We start from the raw sequence: 21,355 nt of genomic DNA, 5'->3' as shown, positions 1-21,355 counted from the left end.
TAGAAATTGCTAATTTTGAGCGAGTACTTCCTTTGGAGTTATTTCGGCGTACTGCTCAGGAGTCAAAAACCCATCTCTAACATTTACCTTTTTGGGTATGAGTTTGAGGCTGTACCACATATCTGCAACCTCTTGTTGTTTATTGATGACTTGTTCTGTGATTGGTACCAGTTTAAAATCATACTTTGTATGCATGATTTCCAGCGTGGGTGGGTCGAGTTGAGTTGTTTTGGCAAGCAATTGTGAAATTTCTTTGGGGTTATTCTTTGCCCAGACTTGCGCTTTTTGTAATTCCTCTAAAAATACTTTAATTACTTCAGGATTTTCTTGATAAAACTTACGTGTCGTCGAGTAAAAGTTGTTAGTATCGCGTAAGTTTCCACCATCTATCAATACACGACCAACTTTGTTTTGTACATTTCTAGTTACAAAAGGCTCCCAGATAAACCAAGCATCTACTCTACCTTGACTGAATGCCACATTTGCATCTGGAGGAGGTAGATAAACTGGCTCAATATCATTCAGCTTGAGACCTTCTTTTTCTAATGCTTTAACTATGAGATAGTGACCAATAGATGCTTTTTGGGAAGCTATTTTTTTACCTTTTAAATCTTTTACACTTTTAACATTTGAGTTGGTAGGAACTAAAAGTGAAACTGATTTTCCATCAGAGGCATTAGCAGCCAGATAAACAAGTGGTGTTCCGGCTGCTTGGGAAAAAACAGGAGGTGATTCAGCAGTAGAAGCAATGTCAAGTCCACCTGCATTCAATGCTTCTAGTTGTTGTGGCCCGGCGGCAAATTCTGGCCACTCTACCTTATAACCAAGAGGTTCTAATCTTTTTTCAAGAATACCTTTTTGTTCCAAGACAGCTAAGGCTGTTAGCTGTTTAGAACGAACAATTCTAACCACTTTTTTAGTAGTATTACCACTAGATGTACTAGCTGTATTAGAGATGGGTGAAGCTTGTTGCTGAGTGTTATTTGGTGATGAAGTGCAACTCAACAGTGTAGTAGATATTACTAAACTATAACCAAGAGCAAATAATGCAGAGCGACGAGTGATAGGACGATGTTTCCAAGATTCTAGTTTTGCTTTCAAAGCTTGCATAAGTTGACTTATTTTTTCTGTGAGTATATGGTTGAAAATTTATGATCGGAGAATAGAGAGACTCCGATAAAAGTGTTGTCAGATATCCATGAAGATGGTTGTTCAGGTAGTCAAATATTGTCCTTAAATTGAATAAATTTTTAAATTATTATTTTTGATGTAAAATTCAATATTCCAAATTTAAGAATCTAGGAAGTAAGGTGGGGATTACCCACCTTAGATAACTTGATGAGAGGCTTACTGTGGCGAAAACTTATACTTCAAGAATATTGGGTAACTAGAGGTAATTCCTGGTTGAGTACCCAATTACCAATATCGTGCAATTTGTAATCCACTGGATCGTGTAGGGTAAAGGTACGCAAATCCCGCCAATAACGGTCAAACCCATATTTACTAGCTGTGGAACGGGTTCCCATGACTTCAAAAATTTTGTTGGTGATATCTAAGCCAACACGGGTAGCAAGGGCTTTAGCAGCGAAGACTGCGATCGCTATTTCTCCCCTTTCCTCCAAAGTCAGGTTTACGTCCTTTTCCCACGCTTGTTGAACTTGGGCAGCAGTGCGATCGCTCAAAGCAATGGCTGCTTGCAGTTCTGTCCACATTTCTCCATAATGATACAGAATATATGGGTCTTTTTTGGCACTATCTACACCCGATGTAATCCACGGTTTTGTTTGAGTTGCGGTGTATTCTTTGGCAGCAGTTAACGCCCCTTCCGCAATACCCAAATAAACATAAGTTTTGGTTAATTGAGCGATGATTCCCAAAAATGTAGCAAAAGCACCATCAGGAGGATGAGGATATCCCAAGATTTCATCTTTTTTCACCAAAACATCGTGGAAGGTAAATGTATCGCTATCTGTACGTCGCTGTCCGATGTTATCCCAGTCTTGGTTAGAAACGACACCAGCCCTATCTTTGGGAATAACAAACAGCCACGGCAGTTCTACACCATCTTGAAGAGCAGAGAAGACGCGCAAATCTGCAATCGCAACACCCGTACCAAAACTTTTGACTCCATTAACGCGGAAATGCTCGCCATCTGGGTTAATTTTCAGTCTAGTATCGCGCGTGTTGATGGCATTTGCCCAGAATAAGTTATGTTCGGCAGTTTGGCGATAATAACTTTCTTTTTGTTCGCTAGTACCGGAAACATGACCCAAGGCTGTTAAATTGAGGTGATTGCCATACAACTGTCCAATCGAACCATCTGCTTTCGAGAGTTCTTGGACAATTTTTAAAGCTTCTGCCCAAGTTGCACCAGTACCACCATATTCTTGCGGTACAACCAAAGGCAACAAGCCAGTTTCTCGCAACTTTTGGATTTCTACATCTGGAAGCCCGGCTTTGCTATCTCTTTCTACTGCTGTAGCAGTAAGTTCCGCAGATAGAGAAGCAGCGATCGCAATCCAATTTTTAGACTCTTCTTTTACTAATAGTTGTACCATTGCCCGTTAATCTCCTGGTTGTGACTGGGGAGAACTTATGCAGCTTCCGAATTTAGGGCATATTCATGGGAGCGATCGCTTTGAGGTTTAGCCATCACTCGCTGTAAAATTCTCTCGACTGTCTGGGCAAATTCTGCATCTCCTCTCGGACGCGGACGTGGCAGATCAATTTTTACATCCATGCCAATTTGACCGTTTTCTATCAATACCACTCTATCTGCTAGCACTACGGCTTCTTCCACATCATGGGTAATTAACAAAGCAGTAAATTTCTGCTCTTGCCATAAATCCTCTAGCAATTGCTGCATTTCAATCCGTGTCAGAGCATCTAACGCTCCTAGAGGCTCATCTAACAGCATCAATGAAGGTTTACTTGCCAACGCTCTTGCTAGCGCTACGCGTTGACGTTGTCCGCCAGAAAGAATACCCGGCCATTCATAAGCACGGTCTTCTAAGCCCACTGCACGCAGCACTTGTAAAGCTGTTTGCTTGGCATATATCTTGGAATTAGAACCAAGTAATCCTAACTCTACATTGGATAACACTCGCTGCCAAGGCAAAAGTCGTGCATCTTGAAACATCATCCGAATTGTCGGATTAATCCGCTGATGGCTATGTTTGCCATCCAAAAACACGCCACCAGAACTTGGTGCATCTAATCCAGCAACCAGACGTAGCATCGTACTTTTACCGCATCCACTGCGACCAACGATCGCAACGAATTCCCCTGGCTGAATTTCTAAATCGATGTCTTGCAGAACTGTCTTAGTTCCAAAAGACTTCCTCAGTCCTTGTAATTGCAAGTGCATTCCGCGTGGTTCGGATACCATACCAAAAAACCTCCCATCTTTAAACTAATAACTCTCGGTAAATAGAAATGCCCAATCTTCTTCTTTTACAGTCAATTTCTGCTTGTATGCTGTTTGCAAATTTCTACAATACTGCGCTGCAAAGATAATATTGTTTTCTCTGTTAGATGCCTAACAACAGAGACAACTAGATGAACTAATGGGGCAACAGCACTTTTGGATTGACATTTTCCCTGATGTCGTTATGTGTTTTCGACCTACAATCTTTGTCTAGCAGTTATTTCCGTGGCATTGATGCCTTGGATTTTGATGCTAATTAGCGTACTCACATATAATACGGTAAATTGGTAGGAATACCGTATTTAGTTTATAATAGCTTTACATAGTTAGAAAAAAAAGGCAAGCATTTTTTTACAACAAAATGTAAAAGTAATAAGGTGTGCTTAACGCAGTTCAAACCCTAAATTATTTAAAACTTCCCTTAGGCGATCGCGTCCTGATAAAGATTCGGCAAACGCGACTCGTTTAGCTGAATGTTCCGTCCAATCACCGGGTACATTCATTTTTTGGGAATTATAGAATGCTTTCATGACTTGATTGTAAAGTGCGATCGCTTCATCTTGTTCGCTTAATTTATAGGTTTCCCGGTGTAATACTGCTGTTTGGGGTAAGCGGGGTTTAATTGCAGTTTCTATTGTGCGATCGGGATAACCCACACACAACCCGAAAACTGCAAAAACATAAGGCGGTAAATTCAGAACCTGCACCACTTCCTCTGGACGATTACGCAACGCACCAATATAAACTGTTCCTAAACCAAGAGATTCTGCTGCTACTACTGCATTTTGCGCCGCCAATGCTGCATCTATCGCTGCCATCAAAAACATTTCTAAGTAATCCAAACCCTGATGTGGCAGCCCCCGACTTTCAGCAATGTGCGTCAATCTTGCCAAATCAGCTAACCATACCAAGAAAAGAGGACACTGACGAATGTGTGCTTGATTATTAGCTAGTTGCGATAACTTTTCCTTACGGTTGGAACTTTCCACCGCCACAACACTCCACGTCTGAAGATTAGAAGAAGTAGAAGCGGATTGTGCTGCTGCTATTAAAGTTTCTAGAGTTCCTGACGGTAAAGAGTCACTTAGATAAGCACGAATTGAACGATGAGATAAAAGAGTATCAATACAGTCATTCCAAGGAATATCTGTATGGAATGCACTCACACCATAACGGCGATTGAGTAACTCAGTAGGATTAGTCATACATTTTTTGTTAGTGGATAGTAGTTAGTGGTGAGCCAGCACTGCGGGAGGGTAACACGAGCGCAGGTGACTGGCGAACCCGGAGGGTTAGTAGTTAATAACCAACTTAAAACCTAGATCCCCCCTAACCCCCCTTATAAAGGGGGGAATTTCTAAAGCTCCCTTTTTAAGGGGGTGGGGGGATCTTAATGTTCCTAACCAATCTATATCTTTGGAGAAAAAGCCGCATATTGCTGTGGTGTAAGCATTGCCTCTTTCACATCAATTTGTTTTGGTATCAACTTCAGTTCATAAAATTTATCAGCAACTTGCTGTTGTATAGCAATCAAATTCTCATCAATAGGTACAACACCAAATTTTCTTCTTGAACTTGCTTTTTTCATAGTGTCTAAATCAATTCCCAAAACTGGCGCAAGAATTCCTGCTACCTCATCTCGATTTTGATCAGACCATTCTTCTAGTTTTTGAATTTCTTCAAGTACTGCTTTAATAATTTCTGGTTGCTCAGTCGCAAACTTTCTAGTAGCTAAATAATAGCCTCCCTGCTTATTTATTCCTGTGCCATCAATTAAAACACGAGCATTAGCTGATTTTTCAGCGGCTGCATAAAAGGGATCCCAAATAGTCCAAGCATCAATACTACCTTTGACAAAGGCAGCACGGGCATCAGCAGGAGGTAAATATATAGGTTGAATATCTGTATATTTTAAGCCATATTTTTCTAGAATTTGTACTAGCATATAGTGAGCGCTAGAACCTTTTTGGAAAGCAACTTTTTTTCCTTTCAAATCAGCAACTGTTTTAATAGGAGAGTTCTTGGCAACAAGAATAGCTGAACCTTGAGGGCTTGGTGCGATTCCTGCAACATAGGTAAGTGGAGTACCTGCTGCTTGAGCAAAAATAGGTGGTGATTCTCCCGCATGTCCAAAGTCAATACTTCCCACATTCATTGCTTCTAAAAGTTGCGGCCCGGCAGGAAATTCTATCCATTCAACAGATACACCTTCTGGTTGAAGCCGCTTTTCTAAAACACCTTTAGCTTTAAGAAGAATTAGGGATTTTTGATAGCCAAATCTAACGACTGATGCTTTATTTTGATTGGTATTATTCGCCGCCGTTACATTGCTATTTTCAACAGAGTTATTTCCTGTGCAAGCAGCAAATAATAAGCTCAAGCATAATCCAGCCACAAAAGCACCAGAGATAGAAAGAGGCGGAATAGACAAGAACTTCTTTTGACTTAATAAACTCAATAATCTTACTTTTGTAAGTCTTGAAATTACAATTTTTAAAAGTTGCCTCATCATGTTTAATCCGCAAAACAAAATAAGTACACTAATTTGATAGATGTATCGGAGTAGATAATTAAAAAAATATCATACTCCGGTATCTTGATTAGAAAGTAAAAGTAGTACGCAAAGCTCCTACCCAAATTGGATCGTTATCACTATTGTGTTCTGGGTTGAGAATCACATACAAATCTGGGGTAATAGTAATGTTGTTATTTACCCGATAGCTATAAAAAGCCTCTAAGTGTAAAGAAGTATCGTTATCTTCTCGGCGATCCGCTCCAGGATTAGGTCTAAAGTCGTTACTGATAGCTTTAGGCGGTACACCAACGATAAATCCACCTACATTTCCTTCTCTAAACAAATCTGGAAAGGCAAAGGTAAGCGCACCGTTAATGATAGTCGCATCGTTATCACCGCCGCGGATTTGATGGGCGAGTGTATAACCAAACCAGCCAGCTACGTTAAAACCATTAGTAACTTTCCAGTTAAATTGAAGTCCAAAGTTATCAGATGCAGTGGCATTTTGTTGAAAAGGGTTTCTCGCAAATGCACTACCTGTACCACCAGTAAGGTTAAAACCAGTATTACTAGCAAAGTATTTGCGGACATAGCTCAGACCAAAATCTAGCTCGTTACTAGGGGATATAGTTAATTGAGCAAATGCAATGTTGTTCGCATCGGAAAAACCTATTTCCGGTACATTAGTCTGAAAGTTATCTCCTATGTAACTCAGGTTTAATTGGAATTGTTTGCTAAACTTATATGCCAAAGCAGCACCAGCACCGTCAAAGCCAGGTCGGTAAACAGTAGGGTTAAAGGTGGCAAATCGGGAGACAGCACCGTTGATTCCACCAACTAAGGGATTCAAGGTAGGAGTATGAACGGCAGGTTGAAGCGCTCTGGGGCCTACCCAAAAAGTCAGTTTGTCACCTACCGGGAAACGATAATACAACCGATCTAGATACAGTTCACTATCTGCGAAGGCACCTTGTCGATCAAATGTAAAACGGGTCATGTGAGTTCCCGTAGATGGTGCCAAGTTAGGAACATTGCTTGCTTGTAAACCTGTTGTTAATTGGTCTTTACCATTAAAGCTAGTTTGTAAAGCAAGCCTGGCACGGTAAGCAAAAAAGGTGGTAGTGTCATCTTCTGTATCATCAGCGGCAGTGTTATTTACTGTATCGCCAAAGCTATCAGCCACTACGAAGATTGCATCACCAACTAGTTTGGTTGTCGTAGAAAACTGATTCGCTTCTACTTGTGCTGTTCGGGCTTCTAAAGATTCTACTTTTCCCCGTAATTGAGCCAATTCTGGTCTAAATTCCTCTTGCAAGCGTTGCAATGTAGCTAAGTCTTCTTTAGTCGCTAACTCAGCTGTCGAGGATGCAATCAATTTATTGACTTGATCTAAACAAGCATTTAATCCTGCCGCAAATTCATAGCGAGTTAAAGCGCGATTCCCACGATAAGTACTATCAGGGTAACCTACTATGCATCCATATCTTTCTACTAAAGATTGGAGTGCAACAAAAGCCCAATCGGTAGGTTGTACATCAGAAAGCTCAGATACTGATGTAACAGGTGATTCAGTTGTTGACTGTGCTGATGGTTGGGATGGTTCAGCAGGTGTTGTTTCTGGGGTATTTTGGGTGATTGATGGAGATTTTTCTCTTCCTTGTTCTTGGGCAAAAGTTCTTGTACTAGCTACTAAAAACAGCAGCATTAAAAAGACTGGGAAAGTGAATAACAAATTCCAAAATGTTTTTTTCATCTTGATCGGCACACAAACTTCGGTCTAGTACACAATCCTTTGTAATTCCGCACAAGCTAGCGGATGACATCGGAACTATTTGATTTTCTAAAGGAAAGTTCATATGAGCAGGAATTGTAAAGTAATCATTGTTGTTTTTTGAGATTTTCATCAATAATTACTTACAAAATATCCTTCCTCCCTTATTTGCAATTGGAGGAAAGATAGTACCACTCTGGCAAGCAAAAATTACCTTGCAACATTAATATACAGTAAATCAGTAGATTTAAAGTAGATTAATTTTACTAGATAGCATTTTTTCACCAAAACTGTACAGCATAAGTATGATTAGCTACATTTAAATTAAAAATTAATATTTCAATAATTATATTGCCTATGAAAACAATATTTGGTAATATACGCTTTTTACAATTAACTACGATAAAACTATAGTTTTAGTGTACTTTTAGTAAAAATGTAGTATTTTTATAATTTGTAGGAGAATATAACTAAAGAAAACTATTCAAGAATATGAAGTACAATCAACTTGGTGAAAGCAACCTTAAGGTTTCAGAAATTTGTCTGGGAACCATGACTTATGGGCATCAAAATACTATTGAAGAGTCCCATCAACAACTAGACTATGCTATTGCTCAAGGGATAAATTTCATTGATACTGCGGAAATGTATCCAGTTCCTCCTCGTGGCGAAACTCAAGGAAGAACAGAGGCTTATATCGGAGAATGGCTGAAAAAACAACAACGCGATCGCCTCATTATTGCAACCAAAATAGCAGGGCCGGGTCGTCCTTTTAAATGGCTGCGAGGGGGAGATATTAAAGTTGATCGGGACAATATTAAACAGGCTGTGGATGATAGCCTCAAGCGACTACAAACAGATTACATCGATTTGTATCAAATTCATTGGCCAGACCGTTATGTTCCCACCTTTGGACAAACTGAATATAATCCTAGTTTTGAGCGAGAAACTGTGAGTATTGCCGAGCAGTTAGAGGCTTTTGCTGATGTAATTAAAGCAGGTAAAATTCGTTATTTAGGGTTAAGTAATGAAACTCCTTGGGGAGTAAGTGAGTTTATTCGTGTCTCTCAACAGCTAGGATTACCTAGAGTTGTTTCAATTCAAAATGCCTATAATTTATTAAATCGCGTGTTTGATTCAGCTTTGGCAGAAGTTTCTCGACACACCAATGTTGGTTTGCTAGCCTATAGCCCTTTGGGATTTGGTTTCTTGTCTGGGAAGTATACAGGTGATAATACACCAGAAAATACACGCATAACTTTGTTTCCAGGTTTTGGACAGCGTTATTTGAAGCCAAATGTAAACGAGGCTGTTGCAGAGTACGTGAAAATAGCTAAAAAATATAATCTCAAACCTGCACAGTTAGCCATAGCATTTGTACAAAGTCGATGGTTTGTAAGTAGCACGATTATTGGTGCAACAACATTAGAACAACTGCAAGAAAATTTAGGTAGCCTGAATGTAGTTCTCGACAAGGAGATTTTAGCAGAATTGGATCTAGTTCACACTCGTTATCCAAATTCTGCACCTTAATAATTCAAAAATAAAACTTTGTTTAGTATTTTATATTATTACCCTAGATATAATTAATAAAACCGCCATTTATGGCGGTTTTTCTATGTATTTAACTTTAATTATATAAATCTATGGCTGTCAAAATTTATAAAATTTAATTATTAAATACTGTAAATCGATAGATTTATAAGATTTTGAATTTATTAACATATAAATTTTTATTAAAGCTGTTCTTGATTTTCTCAAAAAAGTATGCAAAGCTTACTTCATTAACAAAGTACGGTAAATCGAGCAATAAATCGTATTTAATACTTGGAATGCTACTATGCTGAGGAAGCGTAATTAATAAGCTATCTGTTTGCATCATTGATATATTGCATTTTGTAGTTAGTAATTAAGTGCGATCGCTATCCGCACTCAGGCGCTCGCCACACCATTTGCAAAGATATTTTTCTGTTTAGACAAGCGTTGATATTTGCAGCGAGGAATGCGATGAGTAGGAACCAGTTGTGTTCAACAGATTCATCTACCACCAATAGTGACCAGAACTTAGATTGTGATGTGTTAGTAATTGGTGGAGGCCCAGCTGGCACTTGGGCGGCTTGGAGTGCTGCATCTTTTGGTGCGAAGGTTGTTTTGGTAGATAAAGGTTATTGCGGTACTAGTGGCTGTGCAGCAGCATCGGGTAACGGAGTGTGGTACGTGCCACCAGAACCGGAAGCAAGGGAAGCAGCAATGGCTTCTCGCGAAGCATTAGGGGGATTTTTGTCCAGCCGTGATTGGATGCAACGAGTGCTGGATCAGACTTATGCGAACGTCAACCTACTAGCAGAGTGGGGTTATCCCTTTCCGACGGATGAGGAAGGTAAACCCTATCGACGCAGTCTGCAAGGCCCAGAATATATGCGCCTGATGCGAAAGCAAATTAAACGGGCAGGGGTGAAGATTTTAGACCATAGTCCGGCTTTGCAACTATTGGTAGATGCAGAGGGTGCAGTTGCAGGGGCGACGGGAGTTAACCGTCAGACTAGTCAAAAGTGGGTTGTGCGATCGCACGCAGTTATCATTGCCACCGGTGGCTGTGCTTTTTTGAGCAAAGCTTTAGGTTGCAATGTCCTAACAGGAGATGGATACCTTATGGCAGCTGAAGCGGGTGCGCAAATGTCGGGGATGGAATTTTCCAATGCTTATGGCATCGCACCTGCCTTTTCTTCTGTTACCAAAACCCTGTTTTATAATTGGGCTACCTTCACTTACCAAGATGGCACACCTATACCAGGTGCAGGTTCCCAAAGAGGGCGTTCTGTTATTGCCAAAACCTTATTAACGCAGCCAGTCTATGCCATCTTAGACCAAGCCACTGAACAAATGCGCGTACAGATGCGTCTAGCCCAGCCCAACTTCTTCTTACCTTTTGATCGTGCAGGCATCGATCCCTTTACTCAACGCTTCCCTGTTACCTTACGTTTAGAAGGAACAGTGCGGGGTACAGGTGGGATTCGGATTACCGATTATACTTGCGCAAGTTCTGTACTGGGACTATATGCTGCTGGAGATGCAGCAACGCGAGAATTAATCTGTGGAGGATTCACCGGGGGTGGTAGTCACAATGCGGCTTGGGCGCTCTCTTCGGGATACTGGGCGGGGCATTATACTGCTAAATACGCTCATGGTTTAGGCAAGCAAGCTAATCAACGGCAAGTAGAGGCGATCGGTACAGTCGGATTTACATCTGGTAGTCAACATCAACTCAATAGCCAAGAGATCATCGAAGCTACTCAAGAAGAAGTTTTCCCTTACCATCGCAATTATTTCCGCAATCAGCAAGGGTTAACAGAATCCTTGCAAAGATTAGATAACCTTTGGCAAGAGATTCGTACCAGCCAGGCTACGGATGATGGTAATATTCTCCGTGTCAGGGAAGCTGCTGCAATGGTGGCTACAGCACGATGGATGTACAATAGCGCCCTAGAACGCAAAGAAACACGGGGAATGCACAGACACCTAGACTATCCCCAACAGGATGCCAATCAGCAACACCATTTAATTAGTGGTGGCTTGGATAAAGTTTGGGTAAAAGCTGAAGAATTAGGGACAAGAGAAGAGGATAGGGAGACAAGGAGAGGAGCTAGTGCGTTGCGCGGGTTAAGCGCATTGAAGCACCTGGCGTCACCTGGCGTGGGGAGACAAGAGGCAAGAACATGAATCACTATTCTCCGTGTCCCCATGTCCCCGCGTCCCCGTGTCCTCTTGACCCGATCCCCGATACCCATGATTGAGTTAGTCAGTGAGTCGCGGTGCATTCAATGTAATATCTGCGTCAGTGCTTGTCCGACTAATGTTTTCGACAAAGTACCAGACGCACCACCCAAAATTGCTCGTCAAAGCGACTGTCAAACCTGTTTCATGTGTGAATTGTATTGTCCGGTAGATGCGCTTTATGTCGCCCCGGAAGTTGAACCTCTGGCAGAGATAGACGAAAAGTCACTCAAAGAAGCTGGTCTTTTGGGAAGCTACCGCCGAAATATTGGTTGGGGGCGCGATCGCACCACCACAGCCCAACAAGATTCTACTTACCAACTACTGAAGCAGATGAAGTAGAACAAATTTCTTTCTCCTTTTTCCCATTCCGGTTCTGGGCTGCGGCTTCCGTTGCCCAGGCTTCTTCCTATATCTTTGGTTATTGTTCATGATTCTACATCACACACACAATGGTAGTATGGGGAAAAGTTTCAAGACTCAAGTAAATAACTTTTTTCCCTTTACCCTTTCTTCTTTTTCCATTCACCAAAAAAACTGTGGTGGACTACTAGTATCTGGCTTACTATTCTTGAGTACTGCTTGCAGTTCCACTCAAACCGTCTCGCAAGCAGTGCCAAACTACAACACACAACTTACACCAAACACTTCTACCTTACGTTTGGGTTTCATTAGTACCAATAATGCTAAAGTTCCTACAGGCCCTACAGGTTGGGCAATGCACCAGGGAAAATTTTTACCAGAATTGCAAAAATTGGGGATTACAGAAGTTAAAACACTTTCATTTCCAAATGGCCCCAACTTAAACGAAGCTTTAGTTGCAGGGGCAATTGATGTGGGCATCTACGGTGATACACCTGCATTGGTTGCCAAAGCTAACGGTACTCCCACCCGCTTAATTAGTCAAGAACAAGTGGGGATGAATGCGTGGTTACTGGCGAAGAAAAACGGGCCGCGTTCATTAGCACAACTCAAAGGGCAAAAGGTAGCGACTTCTAAAGGGTCTTATATGCATCGCTATCTAATCGGATTGTTACAAAAATCTGGTATTGAAAAAGATGTAACAGTCATACATTTGCTACCAGCTGAAGCACAAGCAGCACTTGAACGAGGTGACGTGGCAGCGATCGCTGCTGCTACAGGTACAGGGCCGTTGTTAATATCTAAGGGTTATCCAGTTATTGATGAAGCGAAACAGCATCCTGACTTACCAGGAACCAGTGTAACTGTTGCCACAGAAACTTTTCTTGCCAAACATCCTGATTTACCTCAAAAGTGGAATCAAATTAAACAAGCAGCAGTCAAAGATATCAAAGCGAATCCAGAACTATACTATAAATTCCACGCCGAGGCGACGAGATATCCGATTGATGTGGTGAAGACATCTTTTCCTGTCGAACAATTTCCACAAGAACCGCTTCCTCCTAAAGGAATAAAATTGCTGGAAGGAACAAAGCAGTTTTTAGTAACCCAGAAATTAGCTAAATCAGATTTTAAATTGAATGATTGGATTGTGTCGCCGCACCAAAAGTAAACTGAAAACAGATAGTCTCAATGAAAAATATTTTTTCTCTGCACGCTGTTTCAAGCCAGATGGGTAAGAAAAACCATTTCCTTGTGCCTCCTGCCCACCGAACTTCAGAGCCTCCTTGTGGAGGAGCTTGCGCTAACGCCGTGCGACGGTGAATCAGTCCTGAAGGCGGGTTTCCCACGCCCAGGGAACTGTGAACCCGGAGGGCGCTCTGAGTTCTCTCTGCCCTCTGCCTTCTGCGCTTATTCTTAAGGAGGTTTATTTTGAAAATTATTTTACCTGTAGAACTTGCTGTCGATATTGAGCCGTTGTTACCTTTTGATATTAAATTTGTGCGTGTAGATAGTGATGGTAATTTTGATGACGATCCCAGTCATGCAGAAGTGTACCTCAACGGATTCAAATTAAAACCTACTACTCTGCACAAGGTATTAGCAGCAGCACCTGGAATTCGCTGGCAGCATACACCCAGTTCAGGCGTGAATCATATCCTCACGCCCACTTTTTTAGAACATGACATCATTCTGACGAACGGTTCAGGAGTTCATGCCATTCCCATAGCGGAATTTGTACTGAACTTCATGCTTTATTACGCAAAAAATGTCCATAAGTTGCAAAATTTACAGGCTAACCACCACTGGTTCAATTGGTTAGAGTTAGAAGAGTTATACAATAAAACTCTATTAATTGTCGGTGCAGGAAATATTGGTCAAGAAATTGCCCTTCGTGCCAAGGCTTTTGGGATGCGAATTTGGGGTAGTCGTCGTCATCCTGAACCATTACCGAATTTTGACAAAATAGTTGGTGTGAATGAATGGCGATCGCTACTCGGAGAAGCTGACTATGTAGTAGTTGCCACACCCCTCACACCAGAAACTAAAGGCTTGATTAATGCAGAAGTTCTGCGACTAATGAATCCTAATGCCTACTTAATTAATATTGCTCGCGGTGCAATTATAGATGAATCGGCATTACTAACTGCTCTGAGTGAAGGATGGATTGCGGGTGCGGGTTTAGACACTTTTGTTACTGAGCCACTCCCACCCGAAAGCCCGTTTTGGTCTTTGCCTAATGTATTTGTAACACCCCATTGTTCGGCACTGACACCACAACTTCGGAACCGGATTGTGGCATTATTTCTTGATAACCTAGCACGTTATCGTCACGGGGAACCTCTACGCAATGTTGTAGATAAAAATACAGGCTACTAATAAATAAATGATAAGTAAGTTTATTGGAAGTTGTTCCATAGATTTAATTGTGTCTGATCCAACTCAATTGATTGATATTTTTATGATATAACTCATCTAACAATCAAAAGTTTGTCTTGAAAAAATCTACTTTCTAAAAATGGTGAAGAGATGTTCAATGGACAAATTGAAGAAGGATTGTTTGATGGAGAACCTTGGTCACCAGGACTACAGACAAAATTACCAATTCATCTTCAGTTGTTAGTAGAAAAAGAGCAGGGAAGACAAGATGTCTGGGAGTTACCTAACCTAGAATCTGACAATACTGCCAATGAAAAAATCACAAGTTCAAAACTCATACAAAAATATCCTAAATTCTCATTTTTTAGATTCTTTCGGAGATTGTTTTTTAACTAACTTTTGAAAGTTACAAAGGCTTTTTTAGAAATTGAAACACTAAGCGTGACATTTACACAAGCTGCTTTTCTTCTCACTACTGCTATTATCGGTGGGGCATTGACTTCTATAGCTGGTGGCGGTGGCTTTGTCTTGTTTCCGGCACTGATTTTTGCAGGGTTACCTTCTATTCATGCCAATGCGACAGCGACGGTAGCAGGATGGTTGGGATGTGGGGTTAGTCTTGCTGCTTATCGAGATGAATTGAGCGCACAACGACGGATATCTATTGTACTAGGCAGTATCAGCCTTATAGGTGCAACTGTTGGCGCTGTATTGTTAATCTACACTCCGATAACTGCCTTTGATCGTCTCGTACCTTACCTTTTACTTTTCTCAACTTTATTATTTGCTGGTGGCGGTAAAATTGCGACTTGGTTACATTCTCATTTTGGAGAATTAAACCAAGGTTCTTGGCGATCGCTTATTATCGCTTCATTCATCCAATTTTGTATTGCTGTTTATGGCGGATTTTACGGTGCAGGTGTCGCCATTTTAATATTGGCAGAACTGGAAATACTTGGCATGAAAGACATTCACAAGATGAATGCTTTGAAAATTTTGCTGATGACTTGTATGAGTAGTTTCGCTGTGATTACTTTTGCGATCGCTGGTGTGATCGTCTGGCAACCAGCAATTTTGATGATGCTAGGGACTATTATTGGTGGTTATGGTGGCGCATATTATGCCCGAAAGTTAAAGCAGCATTTAATCAGGCGTTTTGTGATTGTAGTGGGTTTTCTGATGACTTGCTACTTTTTTATGCGTTGATCATCAAGCCTTTTGGATATTTGAAACCAGGGGCGCTGAGGCGATCACTTACCCAAATGTAGCTCTTCTGATATTTATTTAGTATTTATCGATACTATCATTCTTTTACTTATACTTATCAAAATTTTTGCTTGTTAACCTAAACTTAAACTAAAGTTGATCTATCGGAGTTATGGATATTTAACTTTACATCTAAAATAGCAGGGCTATAGGTAATGAATATCATGTTCCTTACTTCCAATGATTGGTTGCATATAGGATTTAGACTAGGATTGGCAATGATAGTAGGTTGCCTGATCGGACTGAACAGAGAGCGTAAGGGTAGATCGGCGGGAATGAGAACTTTTATGCTAGTCAGTATGGGTGCAGCACTATTTGTGATGATTCCGCTCCAAGCAGAGGGAGATAGTCCCTATGCTGCAACTAATGCACTTAGTCGCACTATCCAAGGAGTAACTACAGGAGTTGGTTTTTTAGGAGCTGGGTTGATTTTACAACAGTCTTCCCCACCATCGTCAGATACACCCAAAGTTCGCGGATTAACTACTGCAGCTTCAATATGGATAGCAGCAGCATTAGGAGCAGCGATTGGTTGTGGTTTATGGCAAATGGGTGTTATGGGAGGTTTACTGACTTTAGTGACATTAAGTGGTGTAAAGCGTTTGAGAAAGTCAGTTGCTTCGGTTAAAAACCAACAGTCAGCAGCATTAATTTCTGAAGATACAGAAGATTAAGTTTTGCTGCTTGAAATATTGATTCAATAAAATAAGACTTGATTTTTGTTGTCATCTATGAAAAAATTCTTATTAAGTATAAAAAACAGTTCGTTTATCAATTTACTGTACTTTAATGATATTCCACTACCAAATAATGAAATAGATACTTTTAAAGTATAAGACTATTTGCATCTTTTATTTATATTTATGTTCTCAGTAATGACAGTTGGTAATCTGCCGATCTCGATAGAACATAGAAGTACTGTCCAATTGCTTTGCCCTGGATACACCAATGTTTTGTGTAAGGAAACTTTAAAAGTTATGCTCCAAAATCAATAATTTTGGATCGCTCAGTTTTTCAAAGTTTTAGCATGGATGTTGATTGCAAACTATGTCATTAATCTTTTGTATTAACAAATGATTAATGGCTATTTTTTTGAACACTATTAAGTTCAGTGTCAACCTAGATATAATACATCAATTGCGTTTGGCTTTGATTTTCTTGCCGTTCACGCAGATCTTGTAGAGTATATTGTTGTAAAACAGAATTAACTGCCTGATATGCTTCTAAGCAAAAACTTTGAACAACTTTTTTACCTATGCTTTGATTGGTAGTAAAAGCAGCAATTCCTGAACCTCCTTCAATACAGTTAAAAGCATCTAAAAGCGTAATTTCACTAGGCTCTCGTGTGAGGATGTAGCCACCTTTGGAGCCGCGTGTGCTTTGAATTAAACCTCCTTTTCTCAATGTTGCCAATATTTGTTCTAAATAACGACTAGGAATATTCTGAAGTTCTGCTATTTGGCGGATGTGTAAATACTCTCCTCTAGAATAAGCAGTTGCTAATTCCAAAAGAGCTAAAAGTGTATATTCATACTTGCTGGAAAATTGCACGGAAATTCATGCTCTTACTTATCATTTATGAGTATTAAGTAATGAGACCGATTTAGTCTGAATAAAACTAAATTCAATATCCCATTACAAATCGCGATCACAATTTGATTTAACTCTAGAGACTTTGAAGGATAAAAACAAATATTTTTTCTTCTTATTTTAATAAATAAAAGTGATTTTGCAAATGAAAAACCTACACCGTATATCTGAACGGTGCAGGTAGCTAACTGCATGACAACTTTTGGCTTAGGTGCTTAGAACTTAGATGCGATCGCCTTTACTGAGGACTTGTTTGTAACAAAAGCTTCCCATACTGTGTTTGACTCTAAATCTTGGTTTGCTTTTGTTGGAGGAATTGCTGTAGGTGAGGTTGTTCTAACTTGAGGTTAAGTTCTTCAGCTTTTTGCTGGATTTGTTCAAGACTCCAGCCTTCATTAGTTGCTGTGGCAATTAAGGCGATCACGCTTGCTCTTGCACCAGCAGCACAGTGAACTAAAATTGGCTTGGGCAAGTTGTCAATTTCCTGAATTGCTCGATTAACTGATTCTTGGTTAACTTCTGTAGCACTTAAAGGTATATTAGCATAATCGAGTCCAGCTGCTTTTGCTTGTTCCTGTTCATCATTGTCAAAACCATTCTCTGCTGGTGAACGCAAATTTAATACTGACTTAAATCCTGCTTGTGCTGCCTGCTGTAAATCTTCAGGAGAAACTTGTCCAGCTGAACTAAAGTTTTCACTAACTTTCTTGATGTTTGTCATAAGAATACTCTATTTTGTTCTTGATTGATTCCATTTGTAGGTAGGTTATTTTTAACTTTTGTATGGAAAATCAGTCCGACGAGATCGAGCTTTTTTAGTTTACAGTAGCAGGAGCAGATGCAAATCTAGCGTAGCGTTCTAAATAAAATTCTTTAGGGTTAGCGATCGCCTTAACTGACTCCCGTTGACTGACTGCATTCCACCAGTTTTTTATGCGAGTAAACTCTGACGGAAATTTAAACCCTCGATATTCCTCAATTACAGCCCAACGCTCAAACCAAGGATAAAAAGTTAAATCAACCAAACTGACAGATTCTCCAAACCAGTAAGGCCCATTTTGAGATAATTTACTTAACCCTTCAGATTCAATAAATTGTAAATGGTTGTATAGTTCCTGCGCGGCTTGCTTCTGTTGTTCTGTATCCAAAGAACGCAAAAGGTTAGAGAAAGTAGGTACAAACCGGGTATTTGCAAAGTCAACCCAAATTCGTGCTTGCGCTCTAGCTATGGGGTTTTGAGGTAACAACTGTGGATGAGGAAAAACCTCCTCCAAATATTCATTAATAATTGCAGATTCCCAGACTTTTTCCTGCCCATGTTTAATTGCAGGTACTTTCCCGTAGGGTGAGATTTCTATAAAATTGGCAGGCTTATTCTGTAAGTCAATCTCAATTAAATCAAACGTAATTCCTTTTTCTAAAAGTGCTAGACGTGTTCTATGAGCATAAGGGCAAATAACTGCACTGTAGATTGTAATTTCAGTCATCTTTATATTTCCTGTTATTTATAAGTCTCATGTAAATCATGTTTTGGTGTTGTGACATCTTTACATGAGATGATATATTTGCTACTTACTAGCAATTCAAAATCTAATTAAAGCCAAGCGATTTGTTCAGGTGCATAACGAAAAGCCCTAAACACAGAATTTTGCTCTCCACGTGCTACAAATGCAGATTCCCCAGGAGCATTTTGATTTCCAAAATAGGGATTTACGTATTCCCAAACAATTTCACCTTCTGTTGTAACTTCAAATATTCTTCCATAAGCACCCTCTGTAATTAAAGTATTGCCATTAGGTAGGCGTTGCGCTCCCGATATATACGCACTAAAAAAATTATGTGGTGGATTATCAACATATTCCCAAACAATTTCTTTTGTCTGCCGATTTACTTCAATCACACGGGAAAAATTCAAAGCTGTATTATGACGATGAGCACCATTATCAAAAATCAATAAATTCCCATTTGGTAACTCATTAGGAAAATGTTGTTGTGCCAGAACATCATGTCCTAACTTCCAAAGAATTTCCCCAGTTTTTCTATCCACAATTACTACTGTAGAAATATTGCGAAAACTTAGCACTATATTACCATCAGCTAACTCTCCAACCGTGTTACCATGTGACCATTCATGGCGTTCATCTTGCGCAGTAATAATATCTGTTTCAGTGTTGAGATGTTCGTAGGCGTGCCAAGTCCAAATAATTTCACCTTGGGAAGTTACTTCATAAACTACATCTGCATAAATATCGCCATCTAACTCTGTACCTGGTACTCCACCTTTAATTTTAGGAACTAAAGACCGGGGTACTTTTTCAATTGCTAGTATAATTGTGTTGCCATTACTAAGGCGACGAGCATCATGATGATGATCTGAATGTTTGTATTCCCAAAGTATTTTTCCTTGCTTGTCTACTTCTAAAACCACTCCACCTTTAAATAAAGACCATTTCGGAAAACGTGGTGGATTTTCTGGCGTTTTACCATTATAAAATAAATTTCCATTAGGTAATAAATAGCCATACAAACCAGGAGGGTAGGGTAATTGCCATTGATGTACTATCTTACCTTCTAAGTTAACTAAATATACTTCTCCATTACCTGTTAAGGGAGTAAACAATGTATACCCATTTAAAGCTTTTTCGGGGTTATAAACTTTTAAGCCAGTACCCCGACGACGAATTGTATTTTGCTCAACCAATCTTGTCGCTACAGTCATAGTTAATCTTACCTCTTAGGAATCAAAAAGGAACAGGGTTGGGGGAATAGAGCGTTTGGGATAGTGATTTAAACCTCAACCAAAACTTATAAATTATATAAGACGTGGTTTGAGAAACTTACAGGGAACAGATAAATTAAAACAACTATTTTTCAAAAAAATAGACTGAGCTAGTCAGCTTATTCAGATACAGATTTAGGAATATGTTATTTCAATTACTGAATTTTTATCTTTCAAATAATTAGTCACTTTGCTGACTAATTTACTGTCGATATTTTTGAGTATAAAAATGTAATTTATCTGCCTATATTTATCAGATTATAAGCACAGCATAATGAAAACAAGTCAGAATAAAAAATTTTATTCTTGACTTGTTGATTATAAAATACGGCAAACTGATAGATAAACAGTATTTTAGGAGCAGAACTTGATTATTACATATGTAGATATAGATAGCAAGTTTTTGAGAAAAATTTGGATACTGAGTACTTTGTTATATCAACTATACAGATTTTGTAGTCAGCACTTTCTAACTTTTTTAGGACTAAATTCCTCAAAGTACGAATATATAGAAATAAAAAATAAAATAGCCCCACATTAGGGGCTAGTAAAAAAATACACTTTAGTAAGTCGAAGAATGTCAATTATTCATTGGTAGCAATGCCGTAGAATTGTAGGCGGGCAGTTCCAATTACATAATTGTCCGTCTGTTTTCCTGTAGGTAGAGTCTGCACTTGGAAAAGGTATACACCTTCATAGTTAGGATTGCGTAAAGGTTTCAATCCGATGGTGATTGTTTTACCGGGTGCGACTGGTTGATCGAAGGTAATGGTGGCAGTTCGTTGTTGGCGATCGCTTTTAGCAAGTGTGATTCCTAATTTTTGTCCTCGGCGATCGCCTGTTCCTTCAAAGGCGGTACTGTTTCTTTCATCGAAGCCAATCGCTTCCAAACCACGTATTTGGGTAACACTAACTTGTTGCAAGGGTGCAGAAGCCGACTCCGGTACTGTTAGGGTGAAATAATAAGTCGCTTCCCTAACACTGGTTTGATTGTAGGTTGTCTCCGCAGACAGCAAACGTGGTGCTTGTGCTGAGACTAAAGAATTGGTGGCAGGAACATAAAGTAAACAAAGTCCTGTGCCAACCAATAAGGTTTTACACAGAGATAAAATGCTTTTCATGTTAGTCGGAGATGGATATTTATACGCAAAATTTATGTTGGAAATTTCCCAACATAAAATGTTGAATTGGCAGCTGAATTTATGCCCAAAAACCAATTTTTTCCATAGCCATGACAATATAAAACAACTCAAATTTCAAATGGTCTGAAACTTGAATTATTTATATTTACAGTGACTATGTCACTTCAATCAGTTGCTGTGGGCATCTATGTTCTAACGTAACTTATTAATTTTAGCAATTTTATATGCGTGAAAAATCTATATATTATCCTCTGAAAATGCCACTATTTCGATGTACTTAGAGGACTTTACCTTGTTTTGAATGGCTTCAGATTCAAACAAATATTCCTAATCAAAGATAAGATAAATC

The 21,355-nt window shown here is 39.6% G+C and carries 19 protein-coding genes; 8 read left to right on the top strand and 11 right to left on the bottom strand.

From position 1 onward, the window contains the following. Positions 1 to 9 precede the first annotated feature (9 nt). From U2718_RS03700 to U2718_RS03675, 6 genes are all read right to left on the bottom strand, one after another. Positions 10 to 1,110: an aliphatic sulfonate ABC transporter substrate-binding protein gene (locus tag U2718_RS03700; protein WP_341994104.1), complete on the bottom strand. Its 1,101-nt coding sequence runs from the start codon at positions 1,108 to 1,110 to the stop codon at positions 10 to 12. Between the two features lie 260 nt (positions 1,111 to 1,370). Next, positions 1,371 to 2,558, bottom strand: a complete 1,188-nt coding sequence (locus U2718_RS03695) for an acyl-CoA dehydrogenase family protein (RefSeq protein ID WP_341994105.1) — start codon at positions 2,556 to 2,558, stop codon at positions 1,371 to 1,373. A gap of 35 nt (positions 2,559 to 2,593) precedes the next feature. Further along, positions 2,594 to 3,388, bottom strand: a complete 795-nt coding sequence (locus tag U2718_RS03690; protein WP_341994106.1) for an ATP-binding cassette domain-containing protein — start codon at positions 3,386 to 3,388, stop codon at positions 2,594 to 2,596. Positions 3,389 to 3,810: 422 nt separating this feature from the next. Then, positions 3,811 to 4,632 carry an NADPH-dependent oxidoreductase gene (locus tag U2718_RS03685; RefSeq protein WP_341994107.1) on the bottom strand — a complete coding sequence of 274 codons (822 nt, stop codon included), beginning with the start codon at positions 4,630 to 4,632 and terminating at the stop codon, positions 3,811 to 3,813. Positions 4,633 to 4,835: 203 nt separating this feature from the next. Further along, entirely contained in the window at positions 4,836 to 5,939 is a 1,104-nt protein-coding gene (locus tag U2718_RS03680) for a sulfonate ABC transporter substrate-binding protein (RefSeq protein WP_341994108.1), read from the bottom strand. Between the two features lie 88 nt (positions 5,940 to 6,027). Beyond that, the gene (locus U2718_RS03675; RefSeq protein ID WP_341994109.1) at positions 6,028 to 7,695 is read right to left on the bottom strand and encodes an iron uptake porin; all 1,668 of its coding nucleotides are present in this window, start codon (positions 7,693 to 7,695) and stop codon (positions 6,028 to 6,030) included. Between the two features lie 510 nt (positions 7,696 to 8,205). On the opposite strand from U2718_RS03675, the gene U2718_RS03670 reads away from it, so the two are divergent. The 8 genes from U2718_RS03670 (at position 8,206) to U2718_RS03635 (ending at position 16,169) form a co-directional block, all read left to right on the top strand. Next, the gene (locus U2718_RS03670; protein ID WP_341994110.1) at positions 8,206 to 9,246 is read left to right on the top strand and encodes an NADP(H)-dependent aldo-keto reductase; all 1,041 of its coding nucleotides are present in this window, start codon (positions 8,206 to 8,208) and stop codon (positions 9,244 to 9,246) included. 474 nt (positions 9,247 to 9,720) lie between these two features. Next, positions 9,721 to 11,433 (top strand): FAD-binding protein, encoded by a 1,713-nt coding sequence (locus U2718_RS03665; protein ID WP_341994111.1) that lies wholly within the window; start codon positions 9,721 to 9,723, stop codon positions 11,431 to 11,433. A 66-nt stretch (positions 11,434 to 11,499) separates the two neighbouring features. Then, positions 11,500 to 11,829, top strand: coding sequence for a ferredoxin family protein (locus U2718_RS03660; protein ID WP_341994112.1), 330 nt, complete (start codon positions 11,500 to 11,502; stop codon positions 11,827 to 11,829). Between the two features lie 88 nt (positions 11,830 to 11,917). After that, positions 11,918 to 13,021 (top strand): ABC transporter substrate-binding protein, encoded by a 1,104-nt coding sequence (locus U2718_RS03655; protein ID WP_341994113.1) that lies wholly within the window; start codon positions 11,918 to 11,920, stop codon positions 13,019 to 13,021. A 260-nt stretch (positions 13,022 to 13,281) separates the two neighbouring features. Next, positions 13,282 to 14,229, top strand: coding sequence for a D-2-hydroxyacid dehydrogenase (locus U2718_RS03650; protein WP_341994114.1), 948 nt, complete (start codon positions 13,282 to 13,284; stop codon positions 14,227 to 14,229). Between the two features lie 150 nt (positions 14,230 to 14,379). Further along, positions 14,380 to 14,625, top strand: coding sequence for a hypothetical protein (locus U2718_RS03645; RefSeq protein ID WP_341994115.1), 246 nt, complete (start codon positions 14,380 to 14,382; stop codon positions 14,623 to 14,625). A 3-nt stretch (positions 14,626 to 14,628) separates the two neighbouring features. After that, the gene (locus U2718_RS03640; RefSeq protein WP_341994116.1) at positions 14,629 to 15,435 is read left to right on the top strand and encodes a sulfite exporter TauE/SafE family protein; all 807 of its coding nucleotides are present in this window, start codon (positions 14,629 to 14,631) and stop codon (positions 15,433 to 15,435) included. Between the two features lie 215 nt (positions 15,436 to 15,650). After that, on the top strand, positions 15,651 to 16,169 hold the full coding sequence (locus tag U2718_RS03635; protein ID WP_341994117.1) for an MgtC/SapB family protein: 519 nt from the start codon (positions 15,651 to 15,653) through the stop codon (positions 16,167 to 16,169). 445 nt (positions 16,170 to 16,614) lie between these two features. Here U2718_RS03635 and U2718_RS03630 read toward each other — a convergent pair whose 3' ends face one another. From U2718_RS03630 to U2718_RS03610, 5 genes are all read right to left on the bottom strand, one after another. Continuing rightward, positions 16,615 to 17,046, bottom strand: a complete 432-nt coding sequence (locus U2718_RS03630; protein ID WP_341994118.1) for an Rrf2 family transcriptional regulator — start codon at positions 17,044 to 17,046, stop codon at positions 16,615 to 16,617. 325 nt (positions 17,047 to 17,371) lie between these two features. Beyond that, the gene (locus tag U2718_RS03625) at positions 17,372 to 17,806 is read right to left on the bottom strand and encodes a protein tyrosine phosphatase family protein (RefSeq protein WP_341994119.1); all 435 of its coding nucleotides are present in this window, start codon (positions 17,804 to 17,806) and stop codon (positions 17,372 to 17,374) included. A gap of 94 nt (positions 17,807 to 17,900) precedes the next feature. Then, a complete protein-coding gene (locus U2718_RS03620; protein WP_341994120.1) occupies positions 17,901 to 18,572 on the bottom strand; it encodes a glutathione S-transferase family protein in 672 nt (223 codons plus the stop codon). 107 nt (positions 18,573 to 18,679) lie between these two features. After that, on the bottom strand, positions 18,680 to 19,804 hold the full coding sequence (locus U2718_RS03615) for an aryl-sulfate sulfotransferase (RefSeq protein WP_341994121.1): 1,125 nt from the start codon (positions 19,802 to 19,804) through the stop codon (positions 18,680 to 18,682). Positions 19,805 to 20,448: 644 nt separating this feature from the next. Then, positions 20,449 to 20,985 carry a DUF2808 domain-containing protein gene (locus U2718_RS03610; protein WP_341994122.1) on the bottom strand — a complete coding sequence of 179 codons (537 nt, stop codon included), beginning with the start codon at positions 20,983 to 20,985 and terminating at the stop codon, positions 20,449 to 20,451. Positions 20,986 to 21,355: the final 370 nt, after the last annotated feature.

Source organism: Chlorogloeopsis sp. ULAP02, from assembly GCF_038404745.2.
In the GTDB taxonomy this organism is placed as follows: domain Bacteria; phylum Cyanobacteriota; class Cyanobacteriia; order Cyanobacteriales; family Nostocaceae; genus Chlorogloeopsis.
Note: the sequence above shows the minus strand (reverse complement) of the source record. Positions and strands in the feature narration are given on the sequence as shown.

Bases quoted from the DNA above. Each gene is read 5' to 3' on its own strand.
- U2718_RS03625 (WP_341994119.1), bottom strand. From the start codon at position 17,806: ATGACAAACATCAAGAAAGTTAGTGAAAACTTTAGTTCAGCTGGACAA.
- U2718_RS03695 (WP_341994105.1), bottom strand. From the start codon at position 2,558: ATGGTACAACTATTAGTAAAAGAAGAGTCTAAAAATTGGATTGCGATC.
- U2718_RS03665 (WP_341994111.1), top strand. From the start codon at position 9,721: ATGAGTAGGAACCAGTTGTGTTCAACAGATTCATCTACCACCAATAGT.
- U2718_RS03655 (WP_341994113.1), top strand. From the start codon at position 11,918: ATGATTCTACATCACACACACAATGGTAGTATGGGGAAAAGTTTCAAG.
- U2718_RS03690 (WP_341994106.1), bottom strand. From the start codon at position 3,388: ATGGTATCCGAACCACGCGGAATGCACTTGCAATTACAAGGACTGAGG.
- U2718_RS03700 (WP_341994104.1), bottom strand. From the start codon at position 1,110: ATGCAAGCTTTGAAAGCAAAACTAGAATCTTGGAAACATCGTCCTATC.
- U2718_RS03615 (WP_341994121.1), bottom strand. From the start codon at position 19,804: ATGACTGTAGCGACAAGATTGGTTGAGCAAAATACAATTCGTCGTCGG.
- U2718_RS03675 (WP_341994109.1), bottom strand. From the start codon at position 7,695: ATGAAAAAAACATTTTGGAATTTGTTATTCACTTTCCCAGTCTTTTTA.
- U2718_RS03685 (WP_341994107.1), bottom strand. From the start codon at position 4,632: ATGACTAATCCTACTGAGTTACTCAATCGCCGTTATGGTGTGAGTGCA.
- U2718_RS03660 (WP_341994112.1), top strand. From the start codon at position 11,500: ATGATTGAGTTAGTCAGTGAGTCGCGGTGCATTCAATGTAATATCTGC.
- U2718_RS03610 (WP_341994122.1), bottom strand. From the start codon at position 20,985: ATGAAAAGCATTTTATCTCTGTGTAAAACCTTATTGGTTGGCACAGGA.
- U2718_RS03635 (WP_341994117.1), top strand. From the start codon at position 15,651: ATGAATATCATGTTCCTTACTTCCAATGATTGGTTGCATATAGGATTT.
- U2718_RS03680 (WP_341994108.1), bottom strand. From the start codon at position 5,939: ATGATGAGGCAACTTTTAAAAATTGTAATTTCAAGACTTACAAAAGTA.
- U2718_RS03620 (WP_341994120.1), bottom strand. From the start codon at position 18,572: ATGACTGAAATTACAATCTACAGTGCAGTTATTTGCCCTTATGCTCAT.
- U2718_RS03645 (WP_341994115.1), top strand. From the start codon at position 14,380: ATGTTCAATGGACAAATTGAAGAAGGATTGTTTGATGGAGAACCTTGG.
- U2718_RS03670 (WP_341994110.1), top strand. From the start codon at position 8,206: ATGAAGTACAATCAACTTGGTGAAAGCAACCTTAAGGTTTCAGAAATT.